Raw genomic sequence first — 23942 nt, forward strand, 5'->3', positions numbered from 1 at the left:
GCGGGACGGTGAAAGGGCCGTCCCGATTTCTATTCAGGGAGGTCATATTTTGTTTTTCAATAAACGTAATTTGACGGCTTTGACATTGGCCGTATCTTTATTAGGTGTTCCTGCCTGGTCTGAGGCAGCGGACCTCAATTCCGTGCGCTATCATTCTGGCTCGGCACACGACCGGGTGGTTTTTGACTGGTCGGCAATGCCCCGTTACAATGTGACGGTTTCCAGCGACAAGCGGACGGTGACATTGGATTTTTACAATGCGGACAAGCGCAGTATCGATGAAAAATCCTTCTCCAGCTCCCGCATTGAGAAGGTGTCTTACACGGAGAAGAACGGGCATCTCCTAGTGTCGGTGCGGCTGAAGCCCGGTCTGACCTATAAGGTGGCAAAGCTTGCGAATCCTGCCCGCGTCTTTATCGATATACTGCCGCAGGCCGCGGGAAGCGATCGCAAGCAGGCGCAGAAACCTGCGGGACAGGTTAAGCCGGGTACCAATAAGAAACCGGGCACGATCATTACCGGTGGCAATGTGATGAATCTCCATTATGATGGCCTGTATACGGAAATGGTGGCGCCAGGACTGGCAAGCCGTGAGTATGTCTACTGGGATGATGCTGGGCAGATTTCCGCGTACTTTATCGAAGCGGACAAGAATCTCTATAAGATTAAGCCGGTACTGGCCCGCGGCCGGGTGCCGGGGCTGCAGACCACCAGTGGCATCTCCGATATGACCGATGCGGTGGCGGCCGTCAATGCCACCTATTTTGCCGGCAATGGCGATGCCATCGGCATGGTGAAGATTGATGGCGATATGGCAGGCACTACTTATTATCGGCGCACCGCGCTGGGCATTGGCTCGGACGGCAAGCCCTTCATGGGGCAGGTCACCTACACGGGCCGCGTGACTCTGGGGAAAGTGACCCAGCCGATATCCGGTGTGGATGCGGAGCGCGGTGCGGACAATCTGACCGTTTACAATCACTGGTACGGCAGCCGCACGCGAACCAATGAGTTTGGCCGGGAATACACCGTGGTAAATGGCAAGGTAACCGCCATCAACACGGGCAATTCCGTAATTCCCAAGAATGGCTGCGTGGTATCGGTGCATGGTAAGGTTGCAGATGCCTTTGCCGGAGTCAAGGTCGGAGACCGGGCGGTTATCTCCCAGGAACTGGGCGCTCCCTGGAATCAGGCTTTGGAAATCATGGGCGCCGGCCCGCGTCTGGTGCAGAATGGTCAGGTGAACGTAACGGCCGGAGCCGAACAGTTCCCCTCGGATATCCGCTATGGGCGTGCTCCCCGCAGTGCAGTGGCCATCCTTAAAAACGGCAATTACCTCTTTGGCGTGGTAGATGGCCGCCAGGCGAGCAGCAAGGGTCTGACCCTCACCGATTGGGCAAAACTGCTGGTGAAGATGGGCGCCAAGGACGCCATGAATCTGGATGGCGGCGGTTCCAGTGCTCTGGTAGTGGGCGGCCAACTGCAGAACTCGCCGAGCGATGGCCATGAGCGCTCCGTGGGGTCGGCACTGGTTCTCACCAATAAATAATCCGAATGGGACTTTGTGCCTATGGCAAAAACGTCTTAATCACGATATAATAAAAAGATAATGATTAAAAGCGAGCAAATGAGGTGAATTGTTTTGCGTAAATATATAAGGAAAGTGGCTGCTTTAGGAATGGCGGCCATGCTGGCTGTGCCGCCGACTGCAGGGATGGCTATGGACCCGATACTGCCCCACAGTCAGGTAACGGAAGGGATGTCGGGCACGGCCTACACGGTGATTGACAGCAGCGGCGAGCTGCGGAATTTCCAGGTGGATATCGTGGGCAACATGGACAACGGCAAAGGCTCCCAACCCATGATTATGGCCAAGGCTTCCGGCCCTGTGATTGAGCAGACCGGCGGCATTTTGCAGGGCATGAGCGGCAGTCCGGTCTATGTGGATGGCTATCTTATCGGCGCCGTGGCAGCAGGTATCAAGGATATGACGCCGTATACCTTCTTCATTACGCCGATTGATGAGATGCTGCCCCTCTGGTCCATGCCGGACAAGAAGAACAAGACGCATATTTCCACGATAAATATCAAGAAAGCGGCGGAAACGCGGGAAAAGGCTGAAGCCGAGAAGAAGAAAAAGCAGGAAGAACGGGCTAAATCCCAGGATAAGAAAGTCTATGGGGATGAACTTCTCGACAGAGCGCGGGCGGCAGTAGCTGCTGATAAGGAAAAGGGCAAGGAAAAACAGCCTGCTTCCGATGCGGAAAAGAATGCAGATGCCAACGCAGAACCCAAGGATGTCATGTATTTTTCCGGCTTCAATCAGGCAGGCTTGGATTTTCTGAAGCGCCAGATTGACCCGCAGGGCAGTTACAAGTTCCTGCCCATGGGGGCACCCAGCGCAGCGGATATGAATAAGACCGACTACCATGCTACGCTCGAACCGGGCTCGGCAGTGGGCGTGGCGGTAACCTATGGTGACTTTGCCGTAGGTGCTACGGGCACGGTTACGGCCGTGGACGGCAAGCGGATTCTGGCCTTTGGCCATCCATTCCTCCATCGGGGGAATGTGAACTACTTTATGACCGATGCTACCGTGGTGGGCACCATCAGCGGTCAGAGCAACGGCATGAAGGTGGCCAATATCGGCAATATCATCGGCCGTATCAGTCAGGACCGGGCTACGGGCATTGCTGGGACTTTGGGACAGTTCCCGTCGGTGGTTCCCATCAAGGTCAATGTCAAGGACAACGGCCTTTCCCGCAGTGAAAACTACGGTGCACGGATTGCCTATGACGAGGATTTCCTGCCGCAGCTTTCCGGCGGCATTGCCTATGCGGCGCTTTCCAAGACCAGCGACAATCTCAGCGGCAGCACAGCCAAAGTCGGCTTTAAGATTCGCACCGATGCGGTGAAGGATGGTGTGGTCGCAAGAGATAATATGTTCTACAACACGGCGGATGTAGGCCAGATTGCCATGGCAGAGCTTATGCAGGCCATGAGCACCATCTGCCAGAATTCCGACAAGGAATCGGACATCATCGATGTACAGGTGGACATTACCGTGGACGGCGACCGCAAAACGGCTTCGCTGATTTCGGCCGTACCGGACAAGAAAAAGGTCAAACCAGGTGAGACGGTGAAATTCACCACCACCATCAAACCCTATCGCAAAGCCAAGGAAACGCTGATTATTCCGTACACGGTACCCGTGGCACAGCCCAGCGGCACGCTGAATCTGGATATTCGGGGCGGCGGTCTGGTGCCTGTCACCACGCTGATGCTCCTGCAGCAGTCTGGCGTGGATGTGGTCAGTGAAGGCGACAACAAGCAGACCACGGAAGACAAACTGAAAAAGCTGGAAAGAGCCGGCAAGAACAATGAAATCGTCATTGCTCCGGGACAGGTACAGAAACCGGTCAGCAAGGGTGCCGTGCAGGAGGCGCAGCAGGCCGCTATGCAGCAGAGCAAAGAGCGGGTCAGCAACCTCGACAAGCTGGGCAAGAAACCGGTGACTCCGGGCGAGACAAGATTTGCGACAGGCTACATCATTGACAATGTGATTCATGCCTCGCTGACAGTGGAACGCTAAGGGGAAGCGTTCCTGGGCAAAAGTAGAACTAACCTATTGTAAAGACCGACGGTTAATGGTAAACTATTGGTTGGTGCTTTTTGAAGAGCATGACTACTAGGAGGATAAGGAACTTAATGGAAAAGTTGATTATACATGGGGGACGTCCACTCAAAGGGCGCGTAAAAATCAGCGGGGCCAAAAATGCGGTGCTGCCCATCATTGCAGCGACTCTTTTGGGCCAGGAGCGGGCAAGCCTCTTGGACGAAGTCCCGGCTCTGGAAGATGTACACACCATTACCGAGGTCTTGAAGAAATTAGGGGTCAAGGCAGAGTTTGATGAGGAAAAGCATCAGCTGAACGTGGACAGCACGGTAATCGGCAGCTGCGAAGCGCCGTATGATTTGGTGCGCAAGATGCGGGCATCTTTCCTGATTATGGGGCCGCTTCTGGCTCGCTGTGGACAGGCGAAAATCTCCCTGCCCGGCGGCTGTGCCATTGGCACTCGTCCCATCGACCTGCACTTGAAAGGTTTTGAAGCCCTGGGGGCCAAGATTAAGATTGGTCATGGCTTTATCGAAGCCACGGCTCCGGAAGGCCTCAAAGGTGCGAAAATCTATCTGGACTTCCCCAGCGTAGGGGCTACGGAGAACATTCTGATGGCTGCCTCCATGGCAGAAGGTGTCACGGTGCTGGAAAATCCCGCGCAGGAACCGGAAATCGTGGATTTGGCCAATTACCTCAACGTGATGGGCGCTAAGATTCGCGGTGCGGGTACCAACGTAATCAAGATTGAAGGCGTGCCCAAACTGACAGGCCGTGATTACACCATCATCCCTGACCGCATTGAAGCAGGTACCTATATGGTAGCCGCTGCCATGACGCAGGGGGATGTCTATATCGAAAACGCCATCAGCGAACATCTGAAACCGGTTATCGCCAAGCTCAAGGAAGCTGGCGTTACCATTGAAGAAGATGTGGATGGCATCCGCGTGACCTGCGACAAGCGGACCAAGGCTGTGGATATCAAGACCATGCCGTATCCGGGCTTTCCGACGGATATGCAGGCGCAGTTTATGGCCATGCTGGCTATCTCGGAGGGCACTGGCCTCGTGACGGAAACGGTGTTCGAGAACCGCTTTATGCATGTGGATGAACTCAAGCGCATGGGCTCCAACATCAAGATTGACGGCCGTACCTCTGTGGTGGAGGGCGTGGAAACCTTGACGGGCTGTCAGGTGAAAGCCACTGACCTGCGCGCCGGTGCTGCTATGGTGCTGGCTGGTCTCGTAGCCGAAGGGGAAACCCAGGTGGGCTACATCCATCATATCGACCGTGGCTATGATAACTTAGTAGATAAATTAGTAGGACTGGGCGCAGATATCTGCCGCCGGGATTCCTAAAATAGAAATGGCCTTGCCGATTTTGTGGCAAGGCTTTTCATTTGGCAGGATTTCTGCTATACTAATCTATGTTGCGGTTGTAGCTCAGTTGGATAGAGCGTCCGCCTCCTAAGCGGCAGGTCGCGCGTTCGAATCGCGCCAATCGCACCAGATATAGCCATAAAGACGCCCGGCCATGGGTAATATTTTTCCTTCACTTAGACAGGTTTGTCAAACGTTCCGGAAAAACATTACCCATGACCGGGCTTTTTCGTACATTACAATGAGGTGCAAAGGCGCGCGAGAAAGCCTTCCCCTTGAGGGGGCGGCGAGCCGCGGGAGTCCGGTGGACTCCCTGGAGAGTGGGCGCGAAGCGCTCGGATGAGGTGAAATTACCCTATCGGGCAGGAGGGCGCTTCGCCGCCACGCTCGGCGGTGTGTTTGCCCTCAAAGAGTGCCTGGCTGACCTTGCGCATGAGCTCGTCCTGTTCAGCGGCGGCAGAGAAGATTACCTGCTTATTGGCGGTTTCCGTTTCGGTATCCACTTCAGTGATGGCCAGCTGCAGGCGATGACTTTTGTCTTTGCGGAAGGAATAGCTGCTGCGGGTGGCCAGCCACTCCGTAATCATTTCGATATTCTGGAAGGATGCAACCTTGTTATAATCCTTGTAAATTTCGGCGGCCATAGCGGCGGCCTTTTTTTTGTCGGCGGCGGCGCCAATGATGGAAAACTCCGTACTGGCTTCCTCTGTTATAAGACAGGTAACGATGTAGAGCATGATAAAACCTTTCTTTCTGCAATAAAGTAATGGACTGTATGTCCGCTATTATTGTAACAAATATCCTTCAAATGTCAATTTGCAGGCGGGAGTAGTGTATACATATTGTGGACATTTTATGGCCTTGTAGTGATAAAAATACATCTTTACATATACGATAAAATTTTTGTGTTATTTTTATAACATATATTTCCTCGTATGAGGATGCGGCATTATGATGATTGGATAGTAGTTTGATATAAAGACAAATGTCTTTGAAATACAGAGGCAAAAAATGTATAGTTGTCCATGTAACAGTTTTTACACTTACGGGCGGTTTGCAGATACTTAAATTTGTGCTATAATGTCTACTCGTAACAAACATTGTGGAAAATGCGTTGTTGTATGTGTAATTTGTAAGAAGTTAGGAGAATGTTTTATGGTTGGAACGCAACCGGTGAACCGTAAAAAGGCGTTTAATATGCTTTTCTTCCTGGAATTTTGGGAACGGTTTGGTTTTTATGGCCTGCAGGCCGTTTTGGCAGGTTTCTTTGTTAAGAGCCTGGGCATGGAAGATGCAGAGTCTTTCGTAGTATTTGGTGCATTCAGCGCCATGGTATATGGTTATGTATCCATTGGCGGCTTTTTAGGCGATAAAGTGTTGGGGACCCAGCGCACGATTACGTTGGGCGCAGCGGTGCTCATGATTGGTTACTTCATGATGGGCATGGCCGGTACTAACAAGGATATGGTGTTCCTGGCACTCGGTGCTATTGCCTGCGGTAATGGTATCTTCAAGGCAAACCCGTCCTCCCTGCTCTCTAAGCTCTATGAAGGCGCAGAGGAAGAACTGGACAGTGCCTTTACCATGTACTATATGGCCGTAAATATCGGTTCTTTCGTTTCCATGCTGCTCGTGCCTATCATTGGTGCGCAGTACGGCCTTGATCTGGGCTTTATGATTTGCGCTATGGGTCTGGTGCTGGCTATCGGCGGCTTCGTAAGTTTCCGTCACCTTGTGCGGGGCATTGACTCTCCGGCAGGTGCTGAAAAACTGTCCATGCCGAAACTTCTGGCAACGATTGCTGGCGTTGTGGCTATGACCTTTATATCCAGCTGGCTGCTCAGCCATCTGTCCGTAGCACACTGGCTGCTCCTTATCATTGGTATTCTGGTGTACGGTGTATTCATCAAGATGATTTTCCAGTCTTCTGGTGCTACCCGCAGCCATATGATTGCGGCTATGATTCTGATTGTGGAAGCTATTGTGTTCTTCACGCTGTATAATCAGATGCCGACGTCGCTCAACTTCTTTGCGATTAAGAACGTGGAACACAGCATTATGGGCATTAACATTCCTGACGCGCAGGTGTTCCAGACCCTCAATCCGTTCTGGATTATGCTGGCCAGCCCGGTTCTGGCATACTTCTATTCCCGTTTTGGCAGTCAGGGCAAAGACCTTTCGATGCCGGCCAAGTTTGCGCTGGGCATGCTGCTGACGGCAGGTTCCTTCCTCGTGGTTGGCTTCTCGGCTAACTTTGCCAGCGAAGCAGGTATCGTATCGGCTTGGTGGCTGGTAGGTTCCTACTTCCTGAGCTCCATCGGCGAGCTTCTCATCAGCGGTCTGGGCCTTTCTATGATTTCCAAACTCGTGCCGCAGAAACTCATCGGCTTCCTGATGGGCGCATGGTTCCTGACCACGGCTATCTCCTCCATTATCGGCGGCTGGGTAGCCAGCCTCACGGCTGTGCCGAAGGATGTAACCGACCCTGTGCTGACGCTGGGTGTTTACTCCGACGTGTTCACGCAGATCGGTATGGTTACACTGGGCGTAACGCTGGTTATGGCCCTGACAGTTCCCCTGCTTAATCGCCTGATCAATAAACAGGATGATGTAGAAGCTGAAGTGGAAGCAGTTTTGGAAAAATAATTTCAAAAAAGTATTGACACCTGCTCTCGTAAACGCTATAATAATTTCTGTTGATTGCGAGAGCAGTTAACCAATGACTCAGTAGCTCAGTTGGATTAGAGTATTTGACTACGAATCAAAGGGTCGGGGGTTCGAGTCCCTCCTGGGTCACCATATTGAAATGATAAACCTCTATTCTTCTAAGAAGAATAGAGGTTTTTTGTCAATTATTGCGGAAATGTTTTTCCCATTTATCTTCAATAAGCTGTCTATTAGCGGCCAGCCAGCGCATAATGATATTCAAATTACCAAATTGGCAGACTTTAGGCAACCCCCATCCCTCCTTCTCGGGCAAGCTCCCATATAATAAATGCGTTTCTGCTGGCATAGTCTAAAAGGCTTTTTTGTTCCTGTTCCGAAAATCCCTCAGCTTCAACGATGTTAAGGGAAGGAAGAGTGGATTCGAGAAAATGAAAACCACCTTCAACAGGTTTTTCAAAGTATATTCTTATATATTCCATGCCATCCTCAGTTTTACCAATGTCGTTAAAGTTCATAGTAATGCCGTCTATTTCTGTATAAAAGTTTTTCACGATAATCACTCCTTGTTCCAATAACTTGGGCATATCGTTTGGTGCATGGACGAAGATAGTCCACTTAGTATTATTGTATAGGTATTTTAGGGGCATTGCAATATTATTTACCGTATTTATTGAGGTGAAAGTTATTACCCCCGCCTTGATTGCGTTCCAAGCCACTAAGCCTGCTTTAGCGAATTTGTCTGTAGCAGCATCGAGTTCTGGAAAAAATTTTTGTAATGCTTGACCTTATCAATCGTAAGTATAGACAAAGGTAAACAAAGTCAACTAAGCACAACAGAAAGGGGTTGTCAAAAATGATGGACAAGAAAGAACTCAACTTGATGGAATTGGACACAGTGGCCGGTGGTAATTTCTTTGGTGACCTTTTGGATGAGGTTGAAAATGTTGTAGAAGATGTCTGGGACGGCGTTAAAGATGTTACAAACGAAGCGGTGGAAGTGACCTGGAAGGGCATGAAGCTCGTGTATGATACGGTAAATCCTATCCAATAACAATATCAATAGAAAGGGGATGTTCAAAATGATGGAGAAGAAAGAACTTAACGTAGTGGAGAAGAAAGAACTGGAGATTATGGAACTGGACAATGTGTCTGGTGGCAGCTGGTGGAACGATCTTAAAAACATTGTTGAAGATACTTACGAGCTCGTAAAAGATATTACCTGATTAGCAGCTTCCCAACAGCTACTGCACATAAATGTGATGTGTGCAGTAGCTGTTCTTTTTTAGCGAATAACACAGATCTGCATGGTGGATACGCCATTCGATACATATGATTGATTTTCCTGATGCGGAGGGGCTATAATGGGAGTACGAAAACCGAACATGGAATTAAAGCTTTTGTATTTATAAGGAGCGATTTTGCCATGAAACGTAGAGATTTCCTAAAATCTACAGTTGCTTTTTTAGGTTGGTTTGCTATGGGCGGCATGCCTTTGGGCTTCGCCGAAGGGCGGGATTATTATCACATTCTGCTTATCAGCGATTTGCATCTGCCTGTGCGGGTAAAGAAATTTCCGAACAAGGAAGCACAGGCCGATATTTGGGCGAAAAAACAAAACCTGCTAAAAACCGTAAATGCGTGGGCGGATGTGGATGAGGTGGCCTTGTTAGGCGATTTGGCTGCCCGTTATGGCAATGAGAAAGAGTTCCGTGTGGTAGATGATTATCTGGGGCAGCTGCAATTTCCTTATTATGCTGTAGCGGGCAATCATGACTATGCATACAAGGACGAGCCGGTTGAAACGAAGAATGGCAAAAAGCACAAATTAGCAGCGGGGACTTTGGCCGAGAAAAAGGCAAAGCTGGCAGCTTTTCAAAAGCGGTATCATTTGCCTGGGGCTTATTACGCCCGTGATGTGGGGCGGTGCCGGCTGCTGTATTTGTCCCCGGATGGATGCCACAGTTCGGTGGAGATTTCAGACGAGCAGCTTGTCTGGCTGAAGAAGGAAATTGCGTCCCATCGTAACGGGCCGATACTGTTCTTTTTCCATGGCCCGATTATGGGAACTTTGCGCACGTATAGTAAGAAGATTAATACGGTGGCAGCTACGGCGCAGCCATCGCAGAAGCTTTTGGAAATTTTGTCTGCTGTTCCGCCGGGCAGCCTCTGGATATCCGGCCATACGCATACGCCACCGACCAATGACAGCTATGCGGACATCCGTGTGAACCGTATCAATGAAAATCTGGTCAATATCCACAATCCGACAATAGATGCGCGATATTTGTACAACAATTCACTTTACATCTACAAAGACCGCATTGTCATCCGTACCTATGACTACAATAATGGAGTATGGCTGGATGCGTTGGAACGTACATTTTCATTTTAAGGGAGCATAAAACGTGGGTGGGGATGATTGATTTTCCCGATGTGGAGTGCTATAATGAGGTTACGAAAACGAACAACCGAGACTCGAACACCCCCAGTATGCCAGTACTGGGGGTGTTCTCTACTACTTTGCTTTTAGTGATTCAACCAATAGTTGAACAATGACACCAGAATGCCCACTATCAGCGGAGCTAGTATCAACTCCACGATTTTCCGACTCAACCGAGACTCACCTCCTTTTTCGAGGCGGCACATACATTATAACAGAATATGTCCAACCAGAAAAGACGGAAAGCTGTATGATAAAAGTAAGTGACGACGTTAGACGCGTCAATGACGGGGAAATATTGATTTTTCTGATGTGTGATGCTATAATGAAAGTACGAAAACCGAACAAGGAATACTCGAACACCCCCAGTATGCCAGTACTGGGGGTGTTCTCTACTACTTTGCCATTAGTGGTTCAGCCAATAGTTGAACAATGTCACTAGGATACCCACTATCAGCGGAGCTAGTATCAACTCCACGATTTTCCGACTCAAGGAATACTCACCTCCTTTTTCGAGGCGGCACATATATTATAACAGAATATGTCCAAGCAAGAAAGACATAATGCCCTGCAAATATTGTGTGCAAAGCAAGGTGTTGAGCGTAGGGCAGATATGCCCCGCCTGACGCGCCTCTAGTCTCGAACTCATCCCCGCAAACTAATGGAGAAAAAACTTGCACAAGCCCTTGTAATTGTGTTACTATTGACTGGAGACTGTAATTAAAGGGAGGCTTATCTAATGCTTACCGTTTTGATGATAATTGATGCAATTGTGGCCATTGGCCTTATCGCATCAGTACTGGGACAGGAAGCAAAATCCGCTGGCATGGGCGGCATGGGCGGCGGCGCTGATACCGTATTCTCCGGCAAGGCCCGGGGGATGGATGCCCTGCTGGCGCGGGTGACGGTGGTACTTGCCATCTTGTTTGCCATTATCACCATGGTGATTGCCAAAATGACAAGCTAATAACGGCAATATCCCTGTTCTCTAGCCGGAACAGGGATATTTAAGTTTAGGGGGTGAAAGGATGATACTACCGGGAGCGGAGCCCTTCTTTATGCCCGGCGGGAAAAAAGGGGTGCTCCTTATCCACGGATTTACGGGACTGCCGGCGGAGCTTCTGCTGATGGGGGAATTTTTGAACAAGCAGGGCTTTACCGTGCTGGGGGTGCGGCTCGCAGGCCATGGCACCACGGTAGAGGATATGAGTCACATGACCTGGGAAGACTGGATGGACTCTGTGCGGGACGGCTATGCTCTGTTGTCCGGCTACTGTGAGGATATTTCCGTTATCGGCCATTCCATGGGCGGGCTCTTTGCCCTGCTTTTGGCCACGGAAGAAATCGTCTCCCATGTGGTGACGCTGGCGGCGCCGATTTTTATCCCCGAGGAGCGGGGACTTGCGGCTCTGCCGCCTCGTGAGGCCTGCTATGGCGGCTATGTGCCCAAGGCTCGCCGCCGTCTGAAGAACGTACCGCCTGCCGCTAATCGTACTTATCGGAAAATGCCTTTAATCTCTATTCATGAATTGGTGGACGTTATCGAAAAGACCAAGGGAGCCATTGAGGAAGTAACGGCTCCGCTGCTCATCATGCATAGTCGTGATGACCATACTGCCGCACCGGTGAGTGCGGATTATATCCTGTCCCATGTAAAAGGACAGGCGCGAATCATTTGGCTGGAGGAGTCGGGACATCTTCTGCCGCTGGCCAGTGAAAGAGAGAGAGTTTTTGAAGAGGCTGTGGCCTTCCTGCAGAATTAAAGAAATGACTGTGGGAGAATCGAAATTTGTAAGGAGAACAAATGGACTTAAAAGAAAGAATCCTCGCCTATATGAAGGAAAGCGCCTATAAACCGCTGGCCGAAGAGGAATTAGGCGAAGCTATGGGACTGACGGACGAGGAGCTAGTGGATTTTCCGGTGGCGCTGGAAGAGTTGGAAAAAGAGGGCGCCATTATCAAGAACCGCAGTGACCTTTACGGGGTGCCGAGCCGGATGCATCTGGTGGTAGGGCGTATTTCCATGACGGCCAAGGGCTTTGGCTTTATCATTCCCGACGTGCGGGAAACGGAAGATGAATCGGATGTATTTGTGCCCGCTAATGCCGTGGGCTCGGCTATGCACGGGGACCGCGTGGTGGCACGCGTCACGCCTGCGCAGGAAGAAGGGCGTTCCCGCGAAGGGGAAATCATCCGTATTCTGGAACGTGCCAATGAAAAGATTGTGGGCACCTTCGAGCGCAGCAAGACCTTTGGCTTTGTAACGCCGGATAACGTGAAGCTCACGCAGGATATCTTTGTGGCGAAAAAATATTTCAAGGGCGCCAAGACCGGCAGCAAGGTAGTCGTGAAAATTACCAAATGGCCCAGCGGCCGCCGCAGTGCGGAAGGCGAGGTCATTGAAGTGCTGGGCAAGGTGGGCGACCCCGGTGTGGATGTGCTCTCCGTTATGCGCCAGTATGAACTGTCCGAGACGTTCCCGGAGGATGTACAGGCAGAAGCCACGGCCACGGAAACGGAGCCGAATCCGGCCGAATATGCTGGCCGCCGCGATAGACGCGATTTGCAGATTGTGACGGTGGATGGCGAGGATTCCAAGGACTTGGATGATGGTGTCTATGCCCGCAAGAATCCGGATGGTTCCTTCTTCCTGGGCGTGTATATCGCCGATGTGAGCCATTATGTCAGGGAACATGCGCCGCTTGACCGGGAAGCCTATGCCCGCGGTACGAGCGTGTATCTTGTGGACCGGGTTATTCCCATGCTGCCCAAGGAACTTTCCAACGGCATCTGCAGTCTGAACGCTGGTGTTGACCGCCTGTCCATGGCCTGCGAAATGCAGATTTCTGCAGAGGGTGAGGTAACAAGCTACGAGATTATTCCGACGGTGATACATGTTTACCGCCGCCTGACTTACAATATCGTCAACAAGGTTCTCGTGGACAAGGCAGAGCCCTTTGTTTCCGATAATAGCGACATCCTGCCGATGCTGGAAACGCTGGCCGAGCTGCGCCATGCCTTGAAGGCAAAGCGCCATCGCCGCGGCTCCATTGATTTTGACCTGCCGGAAGTAAAGGTCAAATTGGACGAAAACGGTCATCCTGTGGCACTTATCAAGCGTGAGGGCAGCCTTGCCGAATCCATTATCGAGGAATGCATGCTGGCGGCTAATGAAACCGTGGCCCGCCATATGGATACGAAGAATCTGCCCTTTATGTACCGTGTTCACGAGCAGCCGAGCGAAGAGAAAATCGAGCGGCTCAACAATCTGCTGGCTACCTTTGGCCTCTATGTGAAGCGGGATGAGGCCGGGCAGATTAAGCCCATGGATGTGCAGAAGGTCTTGGAAAAGGTCGAAGGCCGTCCCGAGGAACGGATTATCAGCACGGTATCCCTGCGCTCCATGCAGCAGGCCCGTTACAGTGAATTGAGTCTGGGCCACTTTGGTCTGGCGGCCCGTTACTATACGCATTTTACTTCGCCGATTCGCCGCTATCCGGATTTGATTGTTCACCGTCTGCTCAGGGAGACTTTTGCTACGGGCAGTCTGCCCATTGAGCGTCAGGAAAAGCTCAAGATGGTTCTGCCGGAAATCGCCGACCATACATCCCAGCGGGAGCGTGTGGCTATCGAGGCGGAACGGGAAACCACGGACATGAAGAAAATCGAGTACATGGCACAGTTCGTGGGCGAAGAATTCACGGGTGTTATCAGCGGTGTGACCGCTTTCGGCATCTTTGTAGAGCTCGATAACGGCGTGGAAGGTCTGGTTCATGTTTCCACCATGACCAATGACTATTACGAATATGTGGAAGAACAATATGCAATGATTGGCGAGCGCACCCGCACCCAGTACCGTCTGGGCGACGAGGTAGAGGTAATCCTGGCGCGGGCCAATGTGGAGGAACGGAATTTGGATTTTGTGTTGAAAGATAACGGCCAGTATGTGCCGGAACGCCCTGCGCAGAAGGGCAATAACAGCAAAAAGGGCAAAGGGGACAAGAAGAAGGGGCCCCGTCCCAAGAAGGCAGCCAAGCCGCTCTTGGAAGATGAACTGATTGCAGAACCCATGCTGACGGAGGAAGAAACCAAGCAGAAGGAGCAGAAGCCTGCCAAGAAGCGTCACGGCCACAAGAAGCGCGGTGCTTCCGGGGAGAAACTGCCCCAGCCGCAGGGCGAAAAGCGCGAGGGTGAAAGCCGTAAGCCTAAGGCTGACCGCAAGCGCCGCCCGGGCAAGAATGAGCGGGCCGATAAGGAAAGCCGTGTTGGAACGGGTTCCTTCCGCGGAGAAGGCCGCAGCCGCAACCGTGAGGAACGCCGCAGCGACAAAGAGGCCGGCTATCATCGGGTCTATGTGACGGGGCTCAACAGTGCCGTCTGGCCGGACCCTCCCGGATACCATGAGAAGAAGGAGCGGGAGATGGCCGCTGCTGCCGCCAAGGCCGAAAAGGAAAAGGCGCAGAAGTCCAAGGGCAAGCGTCGTCCCCGTCCGCACCGCAAGACTGAAGGCGGCACGGGCAATAGCAAATAACAACTGAGGTGATACAATGGGCAAGAAGAATATCGGCATGAAGGTGGTCTGCGAAAACCGCAAGGCGCGGCATGACTACTTCATTCATGAAACATATGAAACCGGGCTTGCCCTGCAAGGCACGGAGGTGAAATCCCTGCGGGCGGGCAAGGCCAACCTCAAGGACAGCTATGCCATGATTAAGAACGGGGAAATTTTCGTGGAAAACATGCACGTTTCCCCCTATGACCAGGGCAATATCTTCAACCATGACCCTTTGCGCCCCCGCAAGCTCCTGATGCACAAGAGCGAAATCGTCAAGCTTTTCGCCAAGACGCGGGAAAAGGGCTTTACCCTCGTGCCGCTCAAGATTTACTTCAAGAATGGCAAGGCCAAGCTCGAACTGGCTTTGGCTTCGGGCAAGCACAACTACGACAAGCGGCAGGATTTGCATGAGAAAGCCGCGAAACGCGAAGTAGAACGGGCGCTCAAAGATAGACAGCGTTATTAAAGAAAAAGGCAAGCAACGAGCTTATCGGTTGCTTGCCTTTTTTGATACTCTGTTATATGATTTAGAAAGAGTATCGAAGGGGTGTGATACAGTTGAAACGCAGTGAGCGGATTTTGACTTATATACAGGAGCGTTCCGCAGCGATTAAGGCCAAGGATTTGACAGGGCAAATCGGTTTTGATGCCCAGGAGATTGCGGCGGAGCTGGATATCCTGCGGAATAATGTGTCCAAGGAATTAAATGAACTGCACCGGCAGGACAAGATTGTGAAGTTTACCGGACGGCCGGTGCGGTATTTTGACAGGGAGACACTAGCGGAGCTGTTGGGGACAGAATTGGGGCAGGGGCCTTTGCAGTTCCGTGATGTGGAGGAGTGCAAGCGTCTCTTTGCCAGTGATGCGGAAGAAGAAGCCAATCCCTTTGCCCGGCTGATTGGTGCGGATAAGAGCCTCAAGCGGCAGGTGGAGCAGGGGAAGGCGGCAATTCTCTATCCGCCGGATGGCCTGCATACGTTGATTGTCGGCCAGACTGGTGTCGGTAAGACGCTTTTTGCCCATATGATGTTTGCGTATGGCAAGGCCATGAAGCGCTTCTCCGAAGATGCGCCGTTTATCACTTTTAACTGCGCGGATTACTACAACAATCCGCAGCTCTTAATCTCCCATGTGTTCGGCCATATCAAGGGGGCGTTTACGGGAGCGGATACAGCGAAAGCCGGTCTGGTGGAAGAAGCGGACGGCGGCGTGCTGTTCCTCGACGAAATTCACCGCCTGCCGCCTGAAGGTCAGGAAATGATTTTCTACTTTATGGATACGGGCACGTTCAACCGCCTGGGGGAAACCACCCGCAGCCGCAAGGCCAAGGTGCTGATTATCGGGGCTACTACAGAGGACCCCAATTCGGCGCTGACCAAGACTTTTGTGCGCCGCATTCCTAACATCATTACCATTAAGCCGCTGTCGGAACGTACATTGGAAGAAAAGCTCGATATTTTGAAGCTGCTCTTTATGGAAGAAGCCCAGCGGGTCAAAAAGCCGGTGCGCATCAGTGTGGAAGCTGTCAAGGCTTTGATTGGCAGTATCGGCAGCGGCAATGTGGGCCAGCTGAAATCGAACATCAAATTGCTCTGTGCGCAGGCTTTTTTGAACGGCATTGACAATCCGAGCTTTATTGAGGCGGACTTCCGCATGCTGCCTTTGGGCGTGCGGGACGGTCTGCTGACTCTTTCGGCCAACCGTCAGGCTTTGGCGGAACTGACCCAGTATGTCAGCGAACCGCTGCTCGTGTCTCCACCGGGGGGCAAGTTCAAGGTGGATGACGAGGGCAGCCGGGAAGGGTTCAACCTCTATCAGGTCGTGGAAGATAAGGTGGCTCTGCTTAAAGGAGAAGGTATCAGTGATGAGCTCGTCAAGCAGATTGTAGCCACGGATGTGAATGTCTATGTAAAGGAACTATATAATAAGAAGCATTCCGTCAACATGACCACCCGGGAACGCCTCTTAAAGATTGTGGATGAGGCGCTGGTGGATTTTTCCGAGCAGATTTCTCTCTATGTGCAGAAACGGCTCAACCGCAGTTATCGCGACCGGTTCCTGTATGCGTTCAGCTTGCATCTGTCGGCCTTCCTCAAGCGGGTCAAAGCGCAGGAGTCCATTCCCTACACGGAAATCGAAGGGGCCATCCCCAAGGATTCGGACTATATGCGGGTGGCGGAGGAACTAGGCGCGCTGATTGAAAAGCACTACCATGTGAAGGTGCCGCAGGCCGAGATTGAATATATCGCACTGCTGCTGGAATCCTCGGATGATGATGATTTGGAAGAAAAAATCACCATTCTGGTGGCCACACACGGAAAGGCTACGGCCAGTTCTATGGTGGATGTGGCCAAGCGGCTGTTCAGCTCCACGGACACCAACATCATTGCCATTGATATGCCGCTGGAGGTAAATCCGCAGGATATACTCGAACAGACGGCGGCCATGCTCAAGGGCATGGAATGTCAGAAGGGGGTACTCATCCTTGCCGATATGGGCTCCCTCTGCAATATCGGGGCCATGCTCTCTGAACGGCTCAAGATTCCTGTGCGCACGCTGGATATGGTTTCCACGCCGCTGATACTCGAAGCCATGCGCAAGGTGGATATTGCCGGCATGGATTTGGATAGTATCTATGAATCCCTGTTGAGTTTCAAAGGTTATGAGGCAGTTGATACACATGAGCTGCCCATTAATACACAGGAAGCCATTGTGACCATTTGTTCCTCGGGACACGGTGCGGCCATGAAACTTAAGGCGCTCGTGGAAGATGTACTGCGTCATGCGGGACGGATTATCGAGGTCATTCCCATCGGCGTTCTGCATATGGATGACCGGCTGGCGGAAATCGCCAAGGAATATCGCATTGTGGCGGCGGTGGGCATGAAGAAGCCTGCCATGAACGTGCCGTTCATTCCCTTGGAACAGCTGATTGACGGCGAAGGGGAGCGGCTGCTTACCGAGCTGGTCTTTGACAGCGAGTCGGTGCTGGAAACGAGCTTGTCCCCCAACGAGGGCAAGGGTAAGGGAAATATGGTGGTGCAGCGGCTCTGCGAAGAATCCCTGCAGCGGTTCCTTACTTATTTGAATCCTGCCAAAATCATGAGTGTGCTGCTGGAATTTGACAAGTCACTGGAAGCTGACCTGCAGCTAAAACTTTCCAATCCCCTGCGGGTGCGCCTGCTCGTGCACTGCGGCTGTGCCCTGGAGCGTGTGGTGACCCGCAGCCCGCTGGTATATAAGGAAGATAAGTCAGCCGTAGATGAAAAGAAACTCATGGCGCTCAAAAAAGCGGCCAAAATCTTCGATGAAACACTGAAATTACGTTTTGACGAAGATGAGTATTATTTTATGGCGAATATGCTCTGATACAGATAATGCACTATGACAATGACATTTGTCATAGTGTATTTTTTTTATCATGATGAGGGTCATTTTTAGGAAAAGAGTATTGAATAGTGTATCGAAGTGTATCAAAACAAGAATTATAGTATCATAAACAAGATTATTATTCTGAAAAAAACGTGAAAACCACGGAAAAACAAACGAAAACATAAAATTTCGTTTTTGATACACAAAGTTGGCACGCATCTTGCATTATATAGGGGCGTAAGGCAAAAAAGCCAAAAACGTTCAAATTCAACCATAAATATGAATTTAGGGGAAATTGTTTAGGAGGTAGAAAGAATGTTTGGTATTATTGTTGGTACGCATGGCATCTTCGCAGAAGAACTGGTTCGTTCCTGTGAAATGATTTGCGGTGAACAGAAAAATGTTGCAGCTGTAACGCTGGTTCCTGGTGAAGGCCCGGACGATGTGGTGGCTAAGTACGAAGAAGCCATCAAAGGCCTTGACTGCAAGGATGGTGTGCTGTTCCTGAACGACCTGTTCGGTGGCAGCCCGTACAACGCTGCTTGCCGTCTGGTAATCAGCAACGAAAATTATGGCATTGTTACCGGCGTAAGCCTGCCGATGCTCATCGAGATGTGCAGCGCTCAGCTGGCTGATGATGGTTCTGACATCAAAGCTCTGATGGAACGCGCCGTAGAAGCAGGCCGCAGCGGTTTGCAGACGTTCCATGCCAGCCAGATTGCCGATGATGAGGAGGATGAACTGTAATGAATATCGTACTTGCAAGAATTGATGACCGTCTGATTCATGGTCAGGTAGCAACTGTTTGGTCCAAGGTTACGGGCTGCACCCGCATCATCGTTTGCGATGATGATGTGGCAAAAGACACCATCCGCGCAACGCTTCTGAAACAGGTTGCTCCGGCTGGTATCAAATCCCACGTTGTAGACCTCGAAAAAGCTGTTCGCGTTTACAACAACCCGAAATACGAAAACGAAAAATGCCTGCTGCTCTTCACGAACCCGACCAGCGTTCTCTACATGGTAGAACATGGCGTAGACATCAAGAGCGTTAACATCGGCGGCATGAGCTTCCACGAAGGCAAGCATCAGATTACGGGCGCTGTTTCCGTTGACGATCAGGATATCGAATCCTTCAAGAAGCTGAATGAAAAAGGCATTGAACTGGAAATCCGCAAGGTTGACACGGATAAGAAAGTCATGCTGATGGATGTCCTCAAATAATTGGCCGTATTTTTGCGGCGGCGGGCTGGGGTGTATGCCGGCCCGTCACCGCAGGATTATCATAATGGAGGGAATATATAATGGGCACTATGCAAATTTTGTTAATCTTTATTTTTGCAACAATTGCGGGTATGGGTTCCTGCCTCGATGAAATGCAGACTCACCGTCCGCTGATTGCTTGCACCGTTACTGGACTTATCTTAGGCGATATGACTACCGGTATTATCATTGGCGGTACTTTGGAAATGATGGCTCTGGGCTGGATGAACATCGGCGCGGCAATCGCTCCGGATGCAGCTTTGGCATCTGTAATTTCCACAATTCTCGTAATTGCCAGCCATCAGGATGTGGCAACGGGTATCGCAATCGCTATGCCGCTGGCTGCTGCTGGTCAGGTTCTGGCTATCATTTGTAAGACGGTTTCCGTGGTATTCCAGCACAAAGCTGATGATTATGCTGAAGAAGGCAACCTCTTCGGTATCGACCTCTGCAACTACGGCGCACTGCTGCTGCAGGGTCTCCGCGTTGGTATCCCCGCTCTGCTCGTTGCTATGACGGTTGGTACGGGCGCTGTTGAGGACATGCTCAATGCTATTCCTCCCGTTATCTCCGGTGGTCTGCAGGTTGCTGGTGGCTTCATCGTAGTTGTTGGTTATGCAATGGTTATCAACATGATGGGCGCACAGTACCTCATGCCGTTCTTCTTCCTCGGTTTCGTTGTCGCTGCTTTCACGAACTTCAACCTGGTTGCTCTGGGCGTTATCGGCCTCGTTTGCGCTGTGGTTTACATCCAGCTCAACCCGAAGTATTCTGAAGTTGCTGCTGCTCCGGCTGCTGCCGCTGCAAGCTCCAGCGACCTTGACGACGAACTGGACTAATTTTGCACTGAGCTGAAACTTGAGGAGGATAATATAATGGAAAAGAAGATTACTTCTAGCGACTTTTTCTGGACTTTCGTCCGTTCTAACTTCCTGCAGGCTTCCTGGAACATGGAACGTATGCAGGGCCTGGGCTACTGCTTCGGTATGGTTCCTATCCTGCGCCGTCTCTATGAAGGTGAAGAACTGAAGCAGGCTATCAAACGTCACCTGGAATTCTACAACACGCAGCCGTTCGTAACTGCTCCGATTATCGGTATCACGGCCGCTCTCGAGGAAAAGAAAGCCAACGGTGCTGACATTCCCGACGGTGTTATCAACGGTATCAAAGTTGGTATGATGGGCCCTCTGGCTGGTGTTGGTGACCCGATTTTCTGGGGTACGCTCCGTCCGATTACGGCTGCTCTCGGTGCTTCCTTTGCTATGACTGGCAGCATCATCGGCCCGATCCTGTTCTTCGTTCTCTTCAACCTGATTCGTTTGGGCGTTCGCTGGTACGGTATTAAGTACGGCTATGCCAAAGGTACGGATGTTGTACAGGATGTGGCTGGCAACAAGCTGCAGAAGATTACGGAAGGTGCTTCCATCCTCGGTCTGTTCGTAATGGGCGCGCTCGTTAACAAATGGACTTCCGTTAACATTCCGGTAGTGGTATCTGAAATCACCAACGCTAAGGGCGAACATGTGGTAACGACGGTTCAGGGTATCCTCGACCAGCTGATGCCGGGCCTCGTTCCTCTGCTCATGACCTTTGCCTGCATGGCACTCCTGAAGCGTAAAGTCAACGCAATCTGGATTATCTTCGGCCTCTTCGCACTGGGCATCATCTGCTATGCTCTGGGCATCATGAAGGTGTAATTTAGAAACTTTATAGAAAAACCTTCCCTGCGGGGAAGGTTTTTCTCGTTAAGCCCGACAAATTGCGCGGAAATACTTTACATTTGCTAGTGACTTGCGTAAAATAAAGACAGGTATGTTTTGAATTAGTTTTGTTTGTTATGGATTTCTATATAGGAGAGATGTTTGCATGATTAAAAAAGCAATTGCCGTAATGACCTCTGGTGGCGACAGCCCGGGGATGAATGCGGCAGCTCGCGCTGTAGTACGTACTGCCCTGCATGAAGGGGTAAAGGTATATGGTATCTATGACGGCTATGCCGGCATGATTGACGATCATATCGAAGAACTTACGAGCCGCAGCGTGTCCGATATGATTCAGCGCGGTGGTACCTTCCTGGGCACGGCCCGCAGTATGGAGTTCAAGACTCCTGAAGGCCGCAAGAAGGGCTTTGACAATCTGGTAAAGCGCGGCATTGAGGGCCTTGTTATCATCGGTGGTGACGGCTCTCTGACTGGTGGTTCTCTCCTGTCCAAGGAAACGGGCATGCCGATTGTCGGCCTACCGGGCACGATTGACAACGACGTTTGGGGCATGGATTACACCATCGGCTGCGACACGGCTGCCAACACCATCGTCGATGCCATCAATAAGCTGCGCGACACGGCTTCTGCTCATCGCCGCATCATGCTCGTAGAGGTTATGGGCCGCAACTCCGGCTGGCTGGCTATGATGGCTGGTATCGCTGGCGGTGCTGAATACGTGCTCGTACCGGAAGTGAAATATGACCTCGATGAAATCTGCCATGAACTCAAGGCTATGTATGATGCCGGCAAGCGCTACAGCATTATCGTGGTAGCAGAAGGCGCTGGCTCTGCTGTGGGCCTCGGCAAGGTCGTTGAGGACAAGACGGGCATCGATACCCGCGTATCCGTACTCGGTCACATTCAGCGCGGTGGTTCTCCGACCATTGAAGACCGTATCAAGGCTTCCATGCTGGGTGAGAAGGCAGCGCTTGCCATTATCTCCGGTGCAACCAATGTGGTCTTTGGCTTCAATGAAGGCAAGGTTGTGGGCGTAAATCTCTTTGATGCCGTAAACAACACCAAGACGCTGAATCCGGAACTGGTACGCCTTGCTCGCGTGCTGGCATAAATTAAATTAAAACAAACAAAGAGGGAGGGATAACCTTGCAATTAAAGTCGGCTTTGAAAGGCACGGCCTTATTGCTATGGCTGGCCTGTTCCCTCTTTTTTGTCTGCATCTTGCTGCTGCCCATGCGGGGGATAGCGGCTGAATTGGCTGGGCAATGGTTCTGGCAGACAGAGGAAGGTGCAGCGGCAGGGGAGCCCTGGCACCCTTTTGATTTCCCGCAGAATCCGCCGGTGGAAAGCGATACGCAGCAGGTATGGCTCAAGACCAATTTGCCGCAGGATATGCCGCGGGATGCGTCGCTTCTGATTCAGTCCCGCGATCAGGCTTTTGAAGTCTGGCTGGGCGATAGCTGTATCTATACCTATGGGGAGATGCGGCCGGCCTTTATGTCCTATGGCCAGCGCTGGCATATCGTGAGTATTCCGGATGGCAGCGGGGGCCGGGAGCTAAGGATTCATGCTTATTCGGCCTCGGATGCTACCTTGGGGTACTTTGGCCAGATTTGGCTGGATGGCAATGTGGAACAGGTATTGCGCATCTTCCGTCAGGATGTGCCCTATTTGATGAATATTCCGTTGGCGGTGTTCATGCTGGTGATGATGATGATTTACGCCACCAGTCCTGCTGCGCCCAAAAGGCTTTATAATTCCTTTATTGCCTTTATCACGGTGTTCATTATCTGGATGATTTGCGCCACCAATTCCAAGCAGTATGTGCTGGATGCGCCGCTGTTCTGGCGCTTCAGTATGCAGATGTCGGAGTATCTGCTGCCGCTTCTGGCCAATATCGTAATCTTTCAGGTGGTGGACAGAAGCTACAAGAAGATGGTGCGCTGGACGGTGCTCATCTATGCGGTGCTTTTGTTTATCACCGTGGGCGCAGAGTTTTTGGGCTTCAACGGCATGAGCCGGGGCAGGGTGCTCCTCTATACATGCCTGCCGCTGCTGGAAATGGCAGCACTATATGCCATTGCTCGTTCTGCCCATCAGGGTAATATGTATGCAAGGGCGGTGTCAGTGCCCCTGCTCTTTATGGCAGGCGCCGGCACATTGGATGGCATTTCCCTTTATCGCCACTGGTATGTAGTTGATGGCTATTTACTGCCCTATACCACCCTTTCGCTTTGTGTATTCGTGGCCTTTATCATGCGCCATCAGATTAAGCGGGAACGCATGCTGATGAGCCGTGAGGCCGGTCTTAAGCAGGAGGTCAGCCAGGCCATAGAAAAGGCCACCATGGACAATCTGACCAAGTGCTACAACCGCAATAAGCTGGAGATTGTGCTGGCCACGGAAATCCTGCAGCATAAGAATGAGGAGGAGCCCTTCTCTGTGATTATGCTGGATATCGACTTTTTCAAGACGGTTAACGATACTTACGGCCACGAGGTCGGAGACGAAGTGCTGGCCGGTTTTGCGGAGGTAATCCGGCACAATATCAAGAAGAAGGATGTGCTGGTCCGCTGGGGCGGTGAGGAATTCATCATCCTGTTCCGTCATTGCACTGGTGCGGAGGCCATGATGATTGCGGAGCGGCTGCGCCAAAAGGTGGAGAGTACGCCGCTCTATGACGGCAAGATTCGCATTACCTGCAGTCTGGGCGTGGCATCCTGGCATGGTGCAGATGATTCGGAGACACAGCTCTTAAAGCGGGTGGATGATGCCCTCTATATGGCCAAGCGCACGGGGCGCAACCGGGTCTGCCGGGAGCCTAAGAGCAATCTGCACTGGTTCAAAAATCTCTACAGTGATGAGGAAAGTGAATAAAGGAATTTGCCCTTGTAATATCTAATTATATAAGCTAAGGAAAGCGGATTTTT

General features: G+C 51.3%; 22 protein-coding genes and 2 tRNA genes. 20 read left to right on the plus strand and 4 right to left on the minus strand.

Going from position 1 to position 23942, the window contains the following annotated elements; genetic code table 11:
• The first annotated feature begins 49 nt into the window (after positions 1–49).
• The 4 genes from T320_RS04100 (at position 50) to T320_RS04115 (ending at position 5124) form a co-directional block, all read left to right on the plus strand.
• Positions 50–1549 carry a phosphodiester glycosidase family protein gene (locus T320_RS04100; protein WP_081824767.1) on the plus strand — a complete coding sequence of 500 codons (1500 nt, stop codon included), beginning with the start codon at positions 50–52 and terminating at the stop codon, positions 1547–1549.
• A gap of 93 nt (positions 1550–1642) precedes the next feature.
• Entirely contained in the window at positions 1643–3592 is a 1950-nt protein-coding gene (locus tag T320_RS04105) for a SpoIVB peptidase S55 domain-containing protein (protein ID WP_037353259.1), read from the plus strand.
• Between the two features lie 116 nt (positions 3593–3708).
• A complete protein-coding gene (gene murA, locus T320_RS04110) occupies positions 3709–4974 on the plus strand; it encodes a UDP-N-acetylglucosamine 1-carboxyvinyltransferase (protein WP_026759446.1) in 1266 nt (421 codons plus the stop codon).
• Positions 4975–5047: 73 nt separating this feature from the next.
• A tRNA-Arg gene (locus tag T320_RS04115) sits at positions 5048–5124 on the plus strand.
• A 221-nt stretch (positions 5125–5345) separates the two neighbouring features.
• Here T320_RS04115 and T320_RS04120 read toward each other — a convergent pair.
• Entirely contained in the window at positions 5346–5732 is a 387-nt protein-coding gene (locus T320_RS04120; RefSeq protein ID WP_037353261.1) for a hypothetical protein, read from the minus strand.
• A 418-nt stretch (positions 5733–6150) separates the two neighbouring features.
• Between T320_RS04120 and T320_RS04125 the strand changes: the two genes are divergently transcribed.
• Both T320_RS04125 and T320_RS04130 read left to right on the plus strand, forming a co-directional pair.
• A complete protein-coding gene (locus tag T320_RS04125; protein WP_037353262.1) occupies positions 6151–7641 on the plus strand; it encodes an oligopeptide:H+ symporter in 1491 nt (496 codons plus the stop codon).
• Positions 7642–7716: 75 nt separating this feature from the next.
• Positions 7717–7794 (plus strand) — tRNA-Arg (locus T320_RS04130).
• Positions 7795–7943: 149 nt separating this feature from the next.
• Here T320_RS04130 and T320_RS14360 read toward each other — a convergent pair.
• Entirely contained in the window at positions 7944–8378 is a 435-nt protein-coding gene (locus tag T320_RS14360) for a hypothetical protein (protein WP_051608585.1), read from the minus strand.
• Positions 8379–8515: 137 nt separating this feature from the next.
• Here T320_RS14360 and T320_RS04140 point away from each other — a divergent pair, with 137 nt between their 5' ends.
• From T320_RS04140 to T320_RS04145, 3 genes are all read left to right on the plus strand, one after another.
• Positions 8516–8713 carry a hypothetical protein gene (locus T320_RS04140; protein WP_026759443.1) on the plus strand — a complete coding sequence of 66 codons (198 nt, stop codon included), beginning with the start codon at positions 8516–8518 and terminating at the stop codon, positions 8711–8713.
• A 28-nt stretch (positions 8714–8741) separates the two neighbouring features.
• Positions 8742–8885 (plus strand): hypothetical protein, encoded by a 144-nt coding sequence (locus T320_RS14560; RefSeq protein ID WP_156032736.1) that lies wholly within the window; start codon positions 8742–8744, stop codon positions 8883–8885.
• A 200-nt stretch (positions 8886–9085) separates the two neighbouring features.
• On the plus strand, positions 9086–10054 hold the full coding sequence (locus tag T320_RS04145) for a metallophosphoesterase family protein (RefSeq protein WP_197019366.1): 969 nt from the start codon (positions 9086–9088) through the stop codon (positions 10052–10054).
• A gap of 134 nt (positions 10055–10188) precedes the next feature.
• On the opposite strand, the gene T320_RS15110 is transcribed toward T320_RS04145, so the two are convergent.
• Positions 10189–10308, minus strand: a complete 120-nt coding sequence (locus T320_RS15110) for a type I toxin-antitoxin system Fst family toxin (protein ID WP_143555546.1) — start codon at positions 10306–10308, stop codon at positions 10189–10191.
• Between the two features lie 200 nt (positions 10309–10508).
• On the minus strand, positions 10509–10628 hold the full coding sequence (locus T320_RS15115; protein ID WP_156032740.1) for a type I toxin-antitoxin system Fst family toxin: 120 nt from the start codon (positions 10626–10628) through the stop codon (positions 10509–10511).
• A gap of 228 nt (positions 10629–10856) precedes the next feature.
• On the opposite strand from T320_RS15115, the gene secG reads away from it, so the two are divergent.
• The 11 genes from secG to T320_RS04200 all read left to right on the plus strand — a co-directional run bounded on the left by secG (position 10857) and on the right by T320_RS04200 (position 23889).
• Positions 10857–11069, plus strand: a complete 213-nt coding sequence (gene secG / locus T320_RS04150) for a preprotein translocase subunit SecG (RefSeq protein ID WP_231465844.1) — start codon at positions 10857–10859, stop codon at positions 11067–11069.
• 61 nt (positions 11070–11130) lie between these two features.
• Positions 11131–11865 (plus strand): alpha/beta hydrolase, encoded by a 735-nt coding sequence (locus T320_RS04155; RefSeq protein ID WP_026759440.1) that lies wholly within the window; start codon positions 11131–11133, stop codon positions 11863–11865.
• Positions 11866–11906: 41 nt separating this feature from the next.
• Positions 11907–14633, plus strand: coding sequence for a ribonuclease R (rnr, locus tag T320_RS04160; RefSeq protein ID WP_037353264.1), 2727 nt, complete (start codon positions 11907–11909; stop codon positions 14631–14633).
• Between the two features lie 16 nt (positions 14634–14649).
• Positions 14650–15123, plus strand: a complete 474-nt coding sequence (gene smpB / locus T320_RS04165) for an SsrA-binding protein SmpB (RefSeq protein ID WP_026759438.1) — start codon at positions 14650–14652, stop codon at positions 15121–15123.
• A gap of 92 nt (positions 15124–15215) precedes the next feature.
• The gene (locus T320_RS04170) at positions 15216–18026 is read left to right on the plus strand and encodes a sigma-54-dependent transcriptional regulator (RefSeq protein ID WP_037353265.1); all 2811 of its coding nucleotides are present in this window, start codon (positions 15216–15218) and stop codon (positions 18024–18026) included.
• A 318-nt stretch (positions 18027–18344) separates the two neighbouring features.
• Positions 18345–18776 (plus strand): PTS sugar transporter subunit IIA, encoded by a 432-nt coding sequence (locus T320_RS04175; RefSeq protein ID WP_026759436.1) that lies wholly within the window; start codon positions 18345–18347, stop codon positions 18774–18776.
• On the plus strand, positions 18776–19252 hold the full coding sequence (locus tag T320_RS04180) for a mannose/fructose/sorbose PTS transporter subunit IIB (protein WP_026759435.1): 477 nt from the start codon (positions 18776–18778) through the stop codon (positions 19250–19252). The genes T320_RS04175 and T320_RS04180 overlap by 1 nt, the downstream gene beginning before the upstream one ends.
• 80 nt (positions 19253–19332) lie before the next feature.
• Positions 19333–20130 (plus strand): PTS mannose/fructose/sorbose transporter subunit IIC, encoded by a 798-nt coding sequence (locus T320_RS04185; protein ID WP_026759434.1) that lies wholly within the window; start codon positions 19333–19335, stop codon positions 20128–20130.
• Positions 20131–20166: 36 nt separating this feature from the next.
• Positions 20167–20988, plus strand: a complete 822-nt coding sequence (gene manZ, locus T320_RS04190; protein ID WP_026759433.1) for a PTS mannose transporter subunit IID — start codon at positions 20167–20169, stop codon at positions 20986–20988.
• Positions 20989–21157: 169 nt separating this feature from the next.
• Positions 21158–22123, plus strand: coding sequence for a 6-phosphofructokinase (gene pfkA / locus T320_RS04195; RefSeq protein ID WP_037353267.1), 966 nt, complete (start codon positions 21158–21160; stop codon positions 22121–22123).
• 35 nt (positions 22124–22158) lie between these two features.
• Positions 22159–23889, plus strand: a complete 1731-nt coding sequence (locus tag T320_RS04200) for a GGDEF domain-containing protein (protein ID WP_037353269.1) — start codon at positions 22159–22161, stop codon at positions 23887–23889.
• Positions 23890–23942: the final 53 nt, after the last annotated feature.

The organism is Selenomonas sp. FC4001, assembly GCF_000701565.1.
GTDB classification, from domain to species: domain Bacteria; phylum Bacillota; class Negativicutes; order Selenomonadales; family Selenomonadaceae; genus Selenomonas_A; species Selenomonas_A ruminantium_B.